Annotated in this window: 15 protein-coding genes and 1 tRNA gene; all 16 read left to right on the top strand. The window is 68.1% G+C overall.

Features of this window, described 5'->3' with window-relative positions; translation table 11 throughout:
- Window positions 1–26: 26 nt before the first annotated feature.
- The 16 genes from ABKA19_RS11280 (at window position 27) to nuoL (ending at window position 14,862) form a co-directional block, all read left to right on the top strand.
- A complete protein-coding gene (locus ABKA19_RS11280) occupies window positions 27–980 on the top strand; it encodes an isopenicillin N synthase family dioxygenase (protein WP_353688971.1) in 954 nt (317 codons plus the stop codon).
- A gap of 103 nt (window positions 981–1,083) precedes the next feature.
- Window positions 1,084–1,833, top strand: coding sequence for a triose-phosphate isomerase (gene tpiA / locus ABKA19_RS11275; protein WP_353688970.1), 750 nt, complete (start codon window positions 1,084–1,086; stop codon window positions 1,831–1,833).
- A 36-nt stretch (window positions 1,834–1,869) separates the two neighbouring features.
- Window positions 1,870–2,313 carry a preprotein translocase subunit SecG gene (secG, locus tag ABKA19_RS11270; protein WP_353688969.1) on the top strand — a complete coding sequence of 148 codons (444 nt, stop codon included), beginning with the start codon at window positions 1,870–1,872 and terminating at the stop codon, window positions 2,311–2,313.
- Between the two features lie 43 nt (window positions 2,314–2,356).
- Window positions 2,357–2,441, top strand: a tRNA-Leu gene (locus ABKA19_RS11265).
- Window positions 2,442–2,731: 290 nt separating this feature from the next.
- A complete protein-coding gene (locus ABKA19_RS11260) occupies window positions 2,732–3,088 on the top strand; it encodes an NADH-quinone oxidoreductase subunit A (RefSeq protein ID WP_162377970.1) in 357 nt (118 codons plus the stop codon).
- Window positions 3,079–3,654: a NuoB/complex I 20 kDa subunit family protein gene (locus ABKA19_RS11255; protein WP_162377971.1), complete on the top strand. Its 576-nt coding sequence runs from the start codon at window positions 3,079–3,081 to the stop codon at window positions 3,652–3,654. Before ABKA19_RS11260 ends, ABKA19_RS11255 begins: the two co-directional genes overlap by 10 nt.
- A 34-nt stretch (window positions 3,655–3,688) precedes the next feature.
- Complete coding sequence (locus tag ABKA19_RS11250; RefSeq protein ID WP_162377972.1) at window positions 3,689–4,441, top strand: NADH-quinone oxidoreductase subunit C; 753 nt, start codon at window positions 3,689–3,691, stop codon at window positions 4,439–4,441.
- Between the two features lie 8 nt (window positions 4,442–4,449).
- Window positions 4,450–5,766 (top strand): NADH-quinone oxidoreductase subunit D, encoded by a 1,317-nt coding sequence (locus ABKA19_RS11245; RefSeq protein WP_353689012.1) that lies wholly within the window; start codon window positions 4,450–4,452, stop codon window positions 5,764–5,766.
- The gene (nuoE, locus tag ABKA19_RS11240; RefSeq protein WP_162377973.1) at window positions 5,763–6,290 is read left to right on the top strand and encodes an NADH-quinone oxidoreductase subunit NuoE; all 528 of its coding nucleotides are present in this window, start codon (window positions 5,763–5,765) and stop codon (window positions 6,288–6,290) included. Before ABKA19_RS11245 ends, nuoE begins: the two co-directional genes overlap by 4 nt.
- A gap of 11 nt (window positions 6,291–6,301) precedes the next feature.
- Window positions 6,302–7,672: an NADH-quinone oxidoreductase subunit NuoF gene (gene nuoF / locus ABKA19_RS11235; protein WP_162377974.1), complete on the top strand. Its 1,371-nt coding sequence runs from the start codon at window positions 6,302–6,304 to the stop codon at window positions 7,670–7,672.
- Window positions 7,669–9,933 carry an NADH-quinone oxidoreductase subunit NuoG gene (gene nuoG / locus ABKA19_RS11230; protein WP_353688968.1) on the top strand — a complete coding sequence of 755 codons (2,265 nt, stop codon included), beginning with the start codon at window positions 7,669–7,671 and terminating at the stop codon, window positions 9,931–9,933. The genes nuoF and nuoG overlap by 4 nt, the downstream gene beginning before the upstream one ends.
- The gene (gene nuoH, locus ABKA19_RS11225) at window positions 9,930–11,021 is read left to right on the top strand and encodes an NADH-quinone oxidoreductase subunit NuoH (protein ID WP_353688967.1); all 1,092 of its coding nucleotides are present in this window, start codon (window positions 9,930–9,932) and stop codon (window positions 11,019–11,021) included. The genes nuoG and nuoH overlap by 4 nt, the downstream gene beginning before the upstream one ends.
- Before the next feature lie 3 nt (window positions 11,022–11,024).
- Complete coding sequence (gene nuoI / locus ABKA19_RS11220; RefSeq protein WP_162377977.1) at window positions 11,025–11,513, top strand: NADH-quinone oxidoreductase subunit NuoI; 489 nt, start codon at window positions 11,025–11,027, stop codon at window positions 11,511–11,513.
- Between the two features lie 7 nt (window positions 11,514–11,520).
- A complete protein-coding gene (locus ABKA19_RS11215; RefSeq protein WP_162377978.1) occupies window positions 11,521–12,162 on the top strand; it encodes an NADH-quinone oxidoreductase subunit J in 642 nt (213 codons plus the stop codon).
- Window positions 12,159–12,464 carry an NADH-quinone oxidoreductase subunit NuoK gene (gene nuoK, locus ABKA19_RS11210; protein ID WP_162377979.1) on the top strand — a complete coding sequence of 102 codons (306 nt, stop codon included), beginning with the start codon at window positions 12,159–12,161 and terminating at the stop codon, window positions 12,462–12,464. The genes ABKA19_RS11215 and nuoK overlap by 4 nt, the downstream gene beginning before the upstream one ends.
- A 232-nt stretch (window positions 12,465–12,696) precedes the next feature.
- On the top strand, window positions 12,697–14,862 hold the full coding sequence (gene nuoL / locus ABKA19_RS11205) for an NADH-quinone oxidoreductase subunit L (protein WP_353688966.1): 2,166 nt from the start codon (window positions 12,697–12,699) through the stop codon (window positions 14,860–14,862).
- Window positions 14,863–14,875: the final 13 nt, after the last annotated feature.

Here is a 14,875-nt window from a genome sequence, read left to right as displayed (position 1 = left end):
CGCGGACGATCACCGGAGCACGCACCATGTCTGCACGCATCCCCACCCTCGACATCACCCGCTTCACGGCGCCGGCCAGCGCCGCCGACCGCGAGGCTTTCATCGCCGAGCTGGGCGCCGCGTACCGCGAGTGGGGCTTCGCCGGCATCCGCAACCACGGCATCCCGCAGGCCGACATCGACGCGGCCTACGACGTGTTCAAGCGTTTCTTCGCGCTGCCCGAAGCGGTGAAGATGAAGTATCACGTCCCCGGCGGTGGCGGCGCGCGCGGCTATACCCCGTTCGGCGTGGAAACCGCCAAGGGTGCCAAGCACTTCGACCTCAAGGAGTTCTGGCACATCGGCCGCGAGATCCCGGACGATTCGAAGTACCGGGCGGTGATGCCGCCGAACCTGTGGCCGGAAGAGGTCGAGGGCTTCCGCGCGCACGGCTATGGCCTGTACCGGGCGCTGGACCAGCTCGGTTCGCGCGTGCTTTCCGCGCTGGCCCTGCACATCGGCCTGCCCGAGCACTGGTTCGCCGACAAGACCGACTCGGGCAACTCGATCCTGCGCCCGATCCACTATCCGCCGATCACCGCCGACGACATCCCCAACGTGCGCGCCGGCGCGCATGAGGACATCAACCTGATCACGCTGCTGGTCGGGGCCAGCGCCTCGGGCCTGGAAGTGCTGTCGCGCAAGGGCGAGTGGGTGCCGTTCACCGCCGACGCCGACACCATCGTGGTCAACATCGGCGACATGCTGCAGCGCCTGACCAACCACGTGTATCCGTCGACCACCCATCGCGTGGTCAACCCGCCGGCCGAACAGGCGCGCAAGCCGCGCTACTCGGTGCCGTTCTTCCTGCACCCGAACCCGGACTTCGTGATCGACGTGCTGCCGTCCACGGTCACCGCGGACAACCCGAGCCGTTACCCCGAGCCGATAACCGCGCAGGGCTACCTCGAGGAGCGGCTGCGCGAGATCAAGCTCAAGTAGCGCCGGGCCGGGGCTGCCCGACCGGTGTCCTGCGTTGTCAGCGCGCAGGACATCCGTACCGCGCGGTATCCTTTCCGGCAATACAGGCTATGCGGGGAAGGGCATGCGTCGCAGGATCGTCGCGGGCAACTGGAAGCTTCACGGGTCGCGTGCGTTCGCCACGTCGCTGGTCGGCCAGATCGCCGGGGCCGCGCCGGTGCCGGGGGTCGAGCTGGTGGTCCTGCCGCCGCTGCCCTACCTGGGCGACCTGATCGAGGACTTCGAGGGCACGCCGCTGGCCTTCGGCGCCCAGGACGTGAGCAGCAACGAGCAAGGGGCGTATACCGGCGAGGTCTCCGCCTCGATGCTGGTCGACGTCGGTGCGCGGTACGGCCTGTGCGGGCATTCGGAGCGGCGCCAGTACCACCACGAAAGCAGCGAGCTGGTCGCGCTGAAGTTCCGCGCGGCCCTCAATGCCGGGCTGAAACCGGTGCTGTGCATGGGCGAGGGGCTGGCGCAGCGGGATGCGGGCGAGGCCGAGGCGGTGATCGCCGCCCAGCTGCAGCCGGTCCTGGACCTGGTCGGGGTGGCGGGGTTCGCCAGTGCGGTCGTGGCCTACGAGCCGGTCTGGGCGATCGGTACCGGCCGGACCGCCACCCCCGAGCAGGCCCAGGCCATGCACGCCTTCATCCGTCGCCAGATCGCCGGGCACGATGCTAGAATCGCCGATTCCCTGCCGATCCTCTACGGTGGCAGCGTGAAGCCCGACAACGCCGGCGCGCTCTTCGCGCAGCCGGACGTAGACGGCGGGCTGATCGGCGGCGCCTCGCTGGTGGCCGCGGATTTCCTGGCCATTGCCCGGTCGGCCGCCTAGGCCCCGGGGCGAGACGAGCAAGTCGAGACGACAAGAATGCTGATGCTGATCCTCAACGTGGTGTACGTGCTGGTGGCGATCGCCATGATCGCGCTGATCCTGCTCCAGCGCGGCGCCGGCGCCGCCGCCGGCTCCGGGTTTGGCGCCGGTGCCTCGGGCACGGTGTTCGGCGCCCGTGGCGCGTCCAATTTCCTGTCCAAGAGCACCAAGTGGCTGGCCGTGGTGTTCTTCGGGATCAGCCTGTTCATGGCCTGGTACGCCAGCCACAGCGCCCGCCCGGTGGCGCAGCAGAGCCTGGGCCTGATGGGCGAGCCGGTCGCGCCGGTGCAGGGTGCCCCGGCCCCGGGCGAGATGCCGGTGCCGCCGCCGGCGCCGGCCGCGACCGAGGTGCCCGCGGTCGCGCCGCCGGTCGAGAACGCCCCGGTCGACGCCGGGACGGTGCCCGCGCCGCAGCCGGAGGCTGCTCCGCCGGCGCAGTAAGGCGTACAATGCGCCGCGCCGCTGGTCCGGCGCACGGTTTTATGCCCAGGTGGCGGAATTGGTAGACGCACTACCTTGAGGTGGTAGCGACTTAGGTCGTAGGGGTTCGAGTCCCCTCTTGGGCACCATGTGAAAGCCGCCGCGCCGAGCGCGACGGATCGCGGTACAAGAACAAGGCCCGCTCGCAGCGGGCTTTTTCTTTGGATTCGCCGCACTGCGGCAACGTGCAAGCGTTTACTACCGAGCCGCGCAGCCGCTACAATTCCGCTGCTGTGCACAATCGCAGCGGACACCGGCACATGCGCCCGTCCGCGGCATCGCCGGTCACCCGGCGGCGACGACGCAACAGGCGCTCCGCGGCCTTCGCGGAAACTGACCCAAGCCCGGCCTGCCGGGCAGAGGCAAGAGAGAACCGCACGTGCTGGCCCAATACCTGCCGACCCTGTTGTTCCTGATCGTGGCCACCGGTATCGGCGTCGCGCTGATCATCGTCGGCCACGTGCTCGGGCCGCGCCGCCCGGATGCGCAGAAGCTGTCGCCCTACGAGTGCGGCTTCGAGGCGTTCGAGGACGCGCGCATGAAGTTCGACGTGCGCTACTACCTCATCGCGATCCAGTTCATCGTCTTCGACCTGGAAATCATCTTCATCGTGCCGTGGACCCTCGTGTTCCAGGAGCTGGGACCGCGCGCGCTGGTCACCATGGGCCTGTTCGTGGGGATGCTCTTCCTCGGCTTCATCTACGTCTGGAAGAAGGGAGCGCTCGAATGGGAGTGATCCAGACCCTCGACCGCCTGATGACCAACCCGATCCCGGAAGGGCGGGTGGACGACATCCTGCGTCCCGAGGGCGACAACCCGCTGCTGGAGAAGGGCTACGTCACCACCAGCGTCGACGCCCTGGTGAACTGGGCCCGCACTGGCTCGATGTGGCCGATGACCTTCGGCCTGGCCTGCTGCGCGGTGGAGATGATGCACGCCGGCGCGGCGCGCCTGGACCTGGACCGGTACGGGGTGGTTTTCCGCCCGTCGCCGCGACAGTCCGACGTGATGATCGTGGCCGGCACCCTGGTCAACAAGATGGCCCCGGCGCTGCGCAAGGTCTACGACCAGATGCCCGACCCGAAGTGGGTCATCTCGATGGGCAGCTGCGCCAACGGCGGCGGCTACTACCACTATTCCTACTCGGTGGTCCGTGGCTGCGACCGCATCGTGCCGGTCGACGTCTACGTGCCCGGCTGCCCGCCGACGGCCGAGGCGCTGGTCTACGGCATCCTGCAGTTGCAGAAGAAGATCTGGCGCACGCAGACCGTCGCCAGGCAGGCCAACACGATAGACCGCTGAACCCCACGCCCTTCTTTGGAATACGCCAAGCCCCATGGCCGAGCCAGCAGCCTCCTTCGCCCAACGACTGCGCGACCGCTTCGCGGACGCGGTGGTGACCGTGGCCGAACCCCGTGGCGAGATCACCCTGGAGACCGCCGGCCATGAATGGCTGCCGCTGTGCCAGGCGCTGCGCGACGAATTCGGCTTCGAACAGCTGACCGCGGTCAGCGGCATCGACTACCTGGGTTACGGCAGCGACGAGTGGGACACCGACGGCGTCTCCTCGGGCGGCTTCAGCCGTGGCGTGGAAGGCAAGGGCACGGGCCGCTTCGGCTGGGGCGAGCGCCCCAGCCAGGAAGACGGCGGCGCGATCACTCCCATCGAGGCGCCGCAGCGTCGCTTCGCCGCGGTCCTGCACCTGATTTCCTACGCCAACAACCAGCGCGTCCGCGTCCGCGGCTTCGCGCCCGACGACGCGCTGCCGATGGTGGCCTCGGTCACCGGCATCTGGCCGGGCGCCAACTGGTTCGAGCGCGAGGCGTTCGACCTGTACGGCATCGTCTTCGAAGGCCATCCGGACCTGCGCCGGATCCTCACCGACTACGGCTTCGTCGGCCATCCGTTCCGCAAGGACTTCCCGCTGATCGGCAACGTCGAGGTGCGCTACGACGAAGAGCGCAAGCGCGTGGTCTACGAGCCGGTCACCTCGGTCGAGCCGCGCGTGGGCGTGCCGCGCGTGATCCGCGACGACGCCCGCTACCAGACCGCCGCCGGCGAAGCCGCCCAGCGGGAGGCCGCCAAGTGAGCGCACAGATGACGCCTGACACCACCATCCACCAGGCCGGCGCGGCGTTCGCGAGCAATGCCGGCGAAGCCAGGCAGGAAATCCGCAACTACACCATGAACTTCGGCCCGCAGCACCCGGCCGCGCATGGCGTGCTGCGCCTGATCCTGGAGATGGACGGCGAGACCATCGTCCGCGCCGACCCGCACGTGGGCCTGCTCCACCGCGGCACCGAGAAGCTGGCCGAGTCCAAGCCATTCAACCAGTCGATCGGTTACATGGACCGCCTGGACTACTGCTCGATGATGTGCAACGAGCACGCCTACGTGCGCGCGATCGAGGCCCTGATGGGAATCGAGGCTCCCGAGCGCGCCCAGTACATCCGCACGATGTTCGACGAGATCACCCGGATCCTGAACCACCTGATGTGGCTGGGCTCCAACGCGCTGGACCTGGGCGCGATGGCGGTGTTCCTGTACGCGTTCCGCGAGCGCGAAGAGTTGATGGACGTGTACGAGGCGGTCAGCGGCGCGCGCATGCACGCGACCTACTACCGGCCCGGCGGCGTCTACCGCGACCTGCCCGACCGCATGCCCAAGTACAAGGAATCGCCCTGGCACCAGGGCGCCAAGCTCAAGCGCTTCAACGAGGCCCGCGAGGGCACGATGCTGGACTACGTCGAGCACTTCACCCGCGAGTTCCCCAAGCGCGTGGACGAGTACGAGACGCTGTTGACCGACAACCGCATCTGGAAGCAGCGCACCGTCGGCATCGGCGTGATCAGCCCGGAGCAGGCCAAGGCCTGGTCGATGACCGGCGTGATGCTGCGCGGTTCGGGCATCGCCTGGGACCTGCGCAAGAAGCAGCCCTACGCCAAGTACGACAGCGTCGATTTCGACATTCCGCTCGGCACCCACGGCGACTGCTACGACCGTTACCTGGTCCGGGTCGCCGAGATGCGCCAGTCCAACCGCATCATCGCCCAGTGCGTGGAGTGGCTGAAGGCCAACCCCGGCCCGGTCATGGTCCAGAACTTCAAGGTCGCCCCTCCCAAGCGCGAGGAGATGAAGGACGACATGGAAGCGCTGATCCACCACTTCAAGCTGTTCTCCGAGGGCTACTGCGTGCCGGCCGGCGAGACCTACGCCGCGGTCGAGGCGCCCAAGGGCGAGTTCGGCTGCTACCTGGTTTCCGACGGCGCCAACAAGCCGTTCCGCGTGCACCTGCGCGCCCCCGGCTTCGCGCACCTGTCCTCGATGGACGAGATCGTGCGCGGCCACATGCTGGCCGACGTCGTCGCCATGATCGGTACTTATGACCTTGTATTCGGTGAGGTGGATCGATGAAGGCCACCGGTAACTTCGAGAACGCGCGCCACGTCGACCCGATGGTCGTCCTGAGCGACGACACGCGCGCGCACATCGACCACTGGCTGACCAAGTTCCCGCCGGACCGCAAGCGGTCGGCGGTGCTGCAGGGGTTGCACGCCGCCCAGGAGCAGAACGGCGGCTGGCTCACCGACGAGCTGATCGCCGGCGTGGCCCGCTACCTCGACCTGCCGCCGGTCTGGGCCTACGAGGTCGCCACGTTCTATTCGATGTTCGAGGTCGAGAAGGTCGGCCGGAACAACGTGGCCTTCTGTACCAACATCAGCTGCTGGCTCAACGGCGCCGAGGGCCTGGTCGCCCACGCCGAGAAGAAGCTGGGCTGCAAGCTGGGCGAATCGACCGCCGACGGCCGCGTCTACCTCAAGCGCGAGGAAGAGTGCGTGGCCGCGTGCTGCGGCGCCCCGGTGGTCGTGATCAACGGCCATTACCACGAGAAGCTCACCCCCGAGAAGGTGGACGAGCTGCTCGACGGACTGAAGTGAGGCCACGGCAGATGGCGCACCACACCAAGATTTCCGAGGGCTACGGCCCGGTCGGCCCGGCGCCGAAGGAGCACCAGGCGGTCTATACGACCCTGCACTTCGACAAGCCGTGGTCGTACGAGAACTACCTGAAGACCGGCGGCTACCAGGCGCTGCGGCGGATCCTGACCGAGAAGATCCCGCCGGCCGACGTGATCGAGATGGTCAAGCAGTCGGGCCTGCGCGGCCGTGGCGGCGCGGGCTTCCCGACCGGCCTGAAGTGGAGCTTCATGCCCAAGGGCGACATGCAGAAGTACATCCTCTGCAACTCCGACGAGTCCGAGCCGGGCACGGCCAAGGACCGCGACATCCTGCGCTACAACCCGCACGCGGTGATCGAGGGTATGGCGATCGCCTGCTACGCCACCGGTTCCACCGTGGGCTACAACTACCTGCGCGGCGAGTTCCACCACGAGCCGTTCGAGCACCTCGAGGAAGCCACCGCCGAGGCCTACGCCAACGGCTGGCTGGGCAAGGACATCCTCGGCTCGGGCGTTGACATCGACCTGTACAACGCGCTGGGCGCGGGCGCCTACATCTGCGGTGAAGAGACCGCGCTGATGGAGTCGCTGGAAGGCAAGAAGGGCCAGCCGCGCTTCAAGCCGCCGTTCCCGGCCAACTTCGGCCTGTACGGCAAGCCGACCACGATCAACAACACCGAGACCTACGCCTCGGTGCCTGCGATCGTGCGCAACGGCGCCGAGTGGTTCATGAACCTGGGCAAGCCCAACAACGGCGGCTGCAAGATCTTCTCGGTCTCCGGCCATGTCGCCAGGCCGGGCAACCATGAGATCCGCCTGGGCACCCCGTTCGCCGAACTGCTGGAACTGTGCGGCGGCATGCGCGAAGGCAGGAAGATCAAGGCGGTGATCCCGGGCGGTTCCTCGATGCCGGTGCTGCCGGGCGAGGTGATGATGGGGCTGACCATGGACTACGACGCGATCCAGAAGGCCGGCTCCGGCCTGGGCTCGGGCGCGGTCGTGGTGATGGACGAGACGACCTGCATGGTGCGTGCCTGCCAGCGCATCGCCCGCTTCTACTTCAAGGAAAGCTGCGGCCAGTGCACGCCGTGCCGCGAAGGCACCGGCTGGATGTACCGCATGCTGACCCGCGTGGCCGAGCACAAGGCCACCCTGGAAGACCTGCACACACTGCGCGCGGCGGCCGGCCAGATTGAAGGCCACACCATCTGCGCGTTCGGCGAGGCCGCCGCCTGGCCGGTGCAGGGCTTCCTGCGCCATTTCTGGCACGAGTTCGAGTACGCGATCGTCAACAAGCGCTTCCTGGTCGACGACGAGCGCGACGGCACCGTGGTGCGCAGCAAGCTGGAGGTGGCCGCGTGAGTGCGCAGCCGGTGAACCCGAACCTGCCGCCCGACCACGTCACCGTCTTCATCGACGGGGTCGAGCTGGCCGCGCCCAAGGGGTCAATGATCATCCATGCCGCCGACAAGGCCGGCATCCCCATCCCGCGCTTCTGCTACCACGACAAGCTGGCCGTGGCGGCCAACTGCCGCATGTGCCTGGTCGACACCGAGGTCGGCGGGCGCTCCGCGCCCAAGCCGTCGCCAGCCTGCGCCACCCCGGTGATGGACGGCCTGAAGGTCTTCACCCGCAACGAGAAGGCGCTCAAGGCCCAGCGGAACGTGATGGAGTTCCTGCTGATCAACCACCCGCTCGACTGCCCGATCTGCGACCAGGGCGGCGAGTGCGAACTGCAGGACGTCTCGCTCGGCTATGGCCGTTCGGTCAGCCGCTACGTCGAGCGCAAGCGCGTGGTGCCCGACGAGGACATCGGCCCGCTGGTCGCCACCGAGATGACCCGCTGCATCCAGTGCACCCGCTGCGTCCGCTTCACCGGCGAGATCGCGGGCACGTACGAGCTGGGCGGCATGTACCGCGGCGAGAACCTGCAGATCGGCACCTACGACGGCAAGCCGCTGACCACCGAGCTGTCGGGCAATGTCGTGGACGTGTGCCCGGTGGGTGCGCTGACCAACAAGGTGTTCCAGTTCCGCGCGCGGCCTTGGGAGCTGGTGGCCAGGGAGTCGCTGGGCTACCACGACCCGATGGGCTCCAACCTCTACCTGCACGTGCGCCGCGGCGAAGTGTTGCGCACCGTGCCGCGCGACAACGAAGCGGTAAACGAGTGCTGGCTGTCCGACCGCGACCGCTATTCGCACCAGGGCCTGTACGCGGCCGACCGTGCCACCGTGCCGATGCGCAAGGTGGATGGGCAGTGGCGCGAGGTGAGCTGGACCGAGGCACTGGCCGCGGCGGGCGAGATCCTGCGCGCGCACAAGGGCGACGCGCTGGGCGTGCTCGCCCATCCGGCCACCTCCAACGAGGAAGGCGGCCTGCTGGCCGTGCTGGCCGGCGAACTGGGCAGCGGCAACCTCGACCACCGCATCGGCAACCGCGACTTCTCCGACGCCGCCGTGGCCGAGCCGTTCGCGCTGCCGCTGGCCGAGATCGAGCAGGCCGACGTGGTCGTGCTGGTCGGCACCCACGTGCGCCACGAGCTGCCGCTGCTGCATGCACGCCTGCGCCAGGCGCAGGTCAAGCGCAACGCGCGCATCCATGCGCTCAACCCGGTCGACTTCGACTTCGCCTTCAGCCTCGCCGGCAAGCAGATCGTGCCGCCGTCGCGCCTGGCCGAGGCGCTGGGCGATGCCGCCCTGCGCGATGCCGCCAAGGCCGCCACCCGCGCGGTGGTCATCGTTGGCGCGATCGCCGAGAACCATCCGCAGGCGGCCACGATCCGCGCTGCCGCGCGCGACTTCGCCGCGGCCACCGGGGCCTCGCTGTGCCGCATTCCGCAGGGTGCCAATGCCGTCGGCCTGGCGCGCGCCGGGGTGCTGCCGGCTGCCCGCGACGTCGCCGCGATGATCGCCCAGCCGCGTAGTGCCTACGTCCTGTACGGAATCGAGCCGGGCCTGGACTTCGCCGACACCGCCGCGGCGCTGAAGGCGTTGAACGGCGCGCAGGTCGTGGCCTTCAGCCACTTCGCCTGCGAATCCACCCGCGCGGTCGCCGACGTGATCCTGCCGATCGGTGCGCTGCCCGAGGTCGAGGCCACGCTGACCAACCTCGACGGCGTCGAGCAGCCGGCACGCGCTGGCGGCAAGCTGCCCGGCCAGGCCCGCGAGGGCTGGCGGGTACTGCGCGCACTCGGCGGCGAACTGGGCCTGCCGGGCTTCGAGTTCACCGACCTGGCCGGCGCGCGCGCGCTGCTGGAAGGCGGCCGCAAGGTCCAGGTCAGGGCCGGACAGGCCGGCAGCGCGGATGGCGCAGGGCTGGCGGGCGCCGGTTTGGAGCTCGCGCTGGTGCCGGCGATCTACCGCACCGACGCCGTGGTGCGCCGTGCGCCGGCGTTGCAGGCGCATCCGCTCAATCGCGAGGCGCGCCTGGTGCTCAACCCGGCCGCCGCCGCCGCCGCCGGCCTGGCCGACGGAACGGTCGCCAAGGTCAAGGGCGCACACGGCACGGCGACGCTGCCGGTGGCGATGGATGCGGGGGTCGCCGCGGGCGTGGCATGGATCGAAGGCGGCCACGGAGCCACCGCGCCGCTGGGCGCGGGCCGGGTCGAGGTGGTGAAGGCATGAACGAGTTGCTGATCCAGGCGGTTGGCCCGCTGCGCGAATGGTTCCATGCGCTCGGCGAGCTGGGCCCGGCACTGTGGATCGTGCTGAAGATCCTGACCATCGCCATGCCGGTGATCATCGCGGTGGCGTTCTACGTGGTCTGGGAGCGCAAGCTGATCGGCTGGATGCACGTGCGCCACGGGCCGATGTACGTGGGCATGGGCATCTTCCAGGCGTTCGCCGACGTCTTCAAGCTGCTGTTCAAGGAAGTCATCCGGCCGGCGAACGCGCACAGGACGATGTACATCCTGGCGCCGCTGATCGTGCTGGCGCCGGCGTTCGCGGCCTGGGCCGTGGTCCCGCTCGACTACAAGCTGGTGCTGTCCAACGCCAATGCCGGCCTGTTGTACCTGCTGGCGATGACCTCGCTGGGCGTGTACGGCGTGATCATCGCGGGCTGGGCCTCGAACTCCAAGTACGCGTTCCTGGGTGCGATGCGCTCGGCCGCGCAGGTGGTCAGCTACGAGATCGCGATGGGCTTCGCCCTGGTCGGCGTGCTGATCGCCGCCGGCAGCCTGAACCTGACCGACATCGTCATGGCCCAGGCCGGCAACTCGGGCTTCCTGGAATGGTTCTGGCTGCCGCTGCTGCCGCTGTTCGTCGTCTACTGGGTGTCCGGCGTGGCCGAGACCAACCGCGCGCCGTTCGACGTGGTCGAGGGTGAGTCGGAGATCGTGGCCGGCCACATGGTCGAGTACTCGGGCTCGGCGTTCGCGCTGTTCTTCCTGGCCGAGTACGCCAACATGATCCTGGTCAGCTTCCTGATCACGATCTTCTTCCTGGGTGGCTGGCTGAGCCCGATCCAGGGCTGGGTCACCGGCGATGTGTCGCCGTGGATCGACTGGCTCTGGAAGGGTGGCTGGCCTTGGACCCTGCTGAAGGTGTTCTTCTTCGCCAGCGCCTACATCTGGTTCCGCGCCAGCTTCCCGCGCTACCGCTACGACCAGATCATGCGGCTGGGCTGGAAGGTCTTCATCCCGATCACGATCGCCTGGATCGCGGTCACCGCGCTGCTGGTGTTCTATGGCGTGTTCGAGAAGGGCGCCTGACCGATGAACAAAGTCGTCCACTACTTCAAGAGCCTGATGCTGCTGGAGCTGATCCAGGGGTTGGGCCTGACGTTCCGCTACCTGTTCCGTCCCAAGTACACGCTGATGTACCCGATGGAGAAGTTCCCGCAGTCGCCGCGCTTCCGCGGCCTGCACGCGCTGCGCCGCTACCCGAACGGGGAAGAGCGCTGCATCGCCTGCAAGCTGTGCGAGGCGGTGTGCCCGGCGCTGGCCATCACCATCGACTCGACCAAGCGCGAGGACGGGACCCGCCGCACCACGCGCTACGACATCGACCTGTTCAAGTGCATCTACTGCGGCTTCTGCGAGGAAAGCTGCCCGGTGGATTCGATCGTGGAGACGCACGTGCTGGAGTACCACTTCGAGAAGCGCGGCGAGAACATCGTCACCAAGCCGCAGCTGCTGGCCATCGGCGACCGCCTGGAGGCGGAGATCGCCGAGCGCCGCGCCGCCGACGCCGCCTACCGCTGAGGCCACGATGGACTGGATCAAGATCGCCTTCTATGCCTTCGCCGCCACCGCGGTCGTATCCGCCGGCGCCGTGATCAGCGTGCGCAACCCGGTCAACGCGGTGCTGTGCCTGATCCTCACGTTCTTCTCCGTGGCCTGCGTCTGGCTGCTGGTCGGCGCCGAGTTCCTCGGCGTGGCCCTGATCCTGGTCTACGTCGGCGCGGTGATGGTGCTGTTCCTGTTCGTGGTGATGATGCTGGACATCGACGTTGCGGCGCTGCGCGAGGGCTGGGTGCGGTTCCTGCCCGTGGGCCTGGTCGTGGCGGTGGTGATGCTGGTGCAGATGCTCAGCCTGATCGGGGTGAAGATGCGCGCCGCGGCGCCGTTCCCGGACAACGCCGCCTCGGTGGCCGCCGATACGTCCAATACCAAGTGGCTGGCCGAACACCTGTTCACCGGCTTCATCCTTCCGTTCGAGTTCGCCGCCGTGATCCTGACCGTGGCGGTCGTGGCGGCGGTCATGCTGACCCTGCGCAAGCGCACCGGCATCAAGACGCAGAATCCGTCCGAGCAGTCGCGGGTGAAGGCCGGCGACCGGCTGCGCATGGTGTCCATGCCGGCGGAGAAGCCGGCGCCCGCGGCACCGGCCGAAGGGGAGGGCCAGGCATGATCACGCTCGGACACCTGCTCGCGCTGGGCGCGGTGCTGTTCTGCATCAGCATGGCCGGCATCTTCCTCAACCGGAAGAACGTCATCGTCCTGCTGATGTCGATCGAACTGATGCTGCTGTCGGTCAACATCAACTTCATCGCGTTCTCGCGCGAGCTTGGGGATGCGGCAGGGCAGATCTTCGTCTTCTTCATCCTGACGGTGGCCGCGGCCGAAGCGGCGATCGGCCTGGCGATCCTGGTCGCGTTGTTCCGGACCCGGGGCACGATCAACGTCGGCGAGGTGGACACGCTCAAGGGCTGAGCGGACCGGACCATCGGTTCGATCCGCTCAGCGCCCGGCCACGGATGGCCGGGCAGGGTTCTCCGGGACCCGCGCGGTACCGCCAGGGACGGCGGGGATAACCAATGATCGCGCGACGCTTCGGCCTTCGAGGCGATGCGGCTGGCGATAGTAGGGAATTGCGGCATGCGCAGGCGAGGGCCCCGGGCCCGCGTCCGCACCGACAGGCACGTACTGGATTAGACGGCACACCATGATCATCTCCAAAACCCATCTGCTGCTGATCGTGCTGGCCCCGTTGCTGGGCAGCATCATCGCGGGCCTGTTCGGGCGCCAGGTCGGCCGCAGGGGCGCGCAGTACGCGACCATCCTCGGCGTGGCCGCCAGCTGCGCGCTGTCGTGCTGGGTCCTGTACCAGCTGGTGGCAGGCGGTGCTTCGCCGTTCAACCAGAACGTCTACACCTTCTTCGAAGTCGGCGGCTACTCGGCCCACGTCGGCTTCATGGTCGACCGGCTGACCGCGATGATGATGGTGGTGGTGACCTTCGTGTCGCTGCTGGTCCACGTCTACACCATCGGCTACATGGCCGACGACCCGGGCTACCAGCGCTTCTTCAGCTACATCTCGCTGTTCACCTTCAGCATGCTGATGCTGGTGATGAGCAACAACTTCCTGCAGCTGTTCTTCGGCTGGGAAGCGGTCGGCCTGGTGTCGTACCTGCTGATCGGCTTCTGGTTCAAGCGCCCGACCGCGGTGTTCGCCAACATGAAGGCGTTCCTGGTCAACCGCGTGGGCGATTTCGGCTTCCTGCTGGGCATCGCCGGCGTGCTGCTGTGGTTCGGGACGCTGGACTACGCGACGGTGTTCGCCAACGCGCCGCAGCTGGCCGGCGCGCAGGTGCAGATCTTCGAGGGCCATGCCTGGGGCGTGGCCACGATCATCTGCGTCTGCCTGTTCATCGGCGCGATGGGCAAGTCGGCGCAGGTGCCGCTGCACGTCTGGCTGCCGGACTCGATGGAAGGCCCGACGCCGATCTCGGCGCTGATCCATGCCGCGACGATGGTGACCGCGGGCATCTTCATGGTGGCGCGCATGTCGCCGCTGTTCGAGCTGTCCGAGGCCGCGCTGGCGTTCGTGCTGTTCATCGGCGCCACCACCGCGTTCTTCATGGGCCTGATCGGCATCGTCCAGAACGACATCAAGCGCGTGGTCGCCTATTCGACCCTGTCGCAGCTCGGCTACATGACCGTGGCGCTGGGCGTTTCGGCCTACTCGGGCGCGGTCTACCACCTGATGACCCACGCCTTCTTCAAGGCGCTGCTGTTCCTGGCGGCCGGCTCGGTGATCATCGGCATGCACCACGAGCAGGACATGCGGAAGATGGGCGGCCTGCGCAAGTACATGCCGGTCACCTACTGGACCAGCGTCATCGGTACCCTGGCCCTGGTCGGCACGCCGTTCTTCTCCGGGTTCTACTCCAAGGACACCATCATCGAGGCCGCCGCGCTGCACGCGCATGGCGCCGAGGCGGCCAGCGGCTGGGCTTGGTTCATCCCGCACTACGCCTACTGGGCGGTGTTGGGCGGCGTGATCGTGACCAGCTTCTACAGCTTCCGGCTGCTGTTCATGACCTTCCATGGGCCGGAGCGCTTCCGCGATGCGCACGCCGGCCATGGGCACGGCCATGACGACCACCACGGCCATGCCGAGGCCGCGCACGGCCACGATGCCCATGCGCACGCCGACGAGCACGGCCATGACGACCACGCCCACCACGGCGCGCACGAGCCGCACGAATCGCCCTGGGTGGTGACCGTGCCGCTGGTCCTGCTGGCGATCCCGTCGGTGCTGATCGGCTTCTTCACCGCAGGCCCGATGCTGTTCGGCACCGACTGGAAGGGTACGCACCACGCCGCCGCGGTGCCCGGGCAGCTCGTGACCTACTTCACCGGCGCGATCGACTTCATCGATCCGGCGCGCGACACCATCGCCCGGGTCGGCGAGGAGTTCTGGCATGGCCCGGTCGCCTACGCGACCCACGGCATGATGATGCCGGCCTTCTGGTTGACCGTGGCCGGCTTCCTGCTCGCGGCGCTGTTCTACCTGTGGAAGCCCGACCTGGCCGGCCGCGCGCGCCGCACCTTCGCGCCGCTGGTGCGGATCCTGGAGGAGAAGTACGGCTTCGACCACCTGTGGATCAAGGGCTTCGCCGGTGGCGGCGTCGCGCTGGGCCGCATGTCGCGCTGGATCGACAGCACCCTGATCGACGGGGTGCTCGTGAACGGCAGCGCGCGCGTGGTCGACCTGGCCGCCACGCTGCTGCGCCGCACCCAATCCGGTTACCTCTACCACTACGCCTTCGCGATGATCATCGGCCTGATTGCACTTCTGGCCGTGCTCATGCGTGCCTGGCGCTGACCGTACGGAAGAA

It is taken from the genome of Pseudoxanthomonas sp. Soil82, from assembly GCF_040446535.1.
GTDB lineage: Bacteria > Pseudomonadota > Gammaproteobacteria > Xanthomonadales > Xanthomonadaceae > Pseudoxanthomonas > Pseudoxanthomonas kaohsiungensis.
Note: the sequence above shows the minus strand (reverse complement) of the source record. Positions and strands in the feature narration are given on the sequence as shown.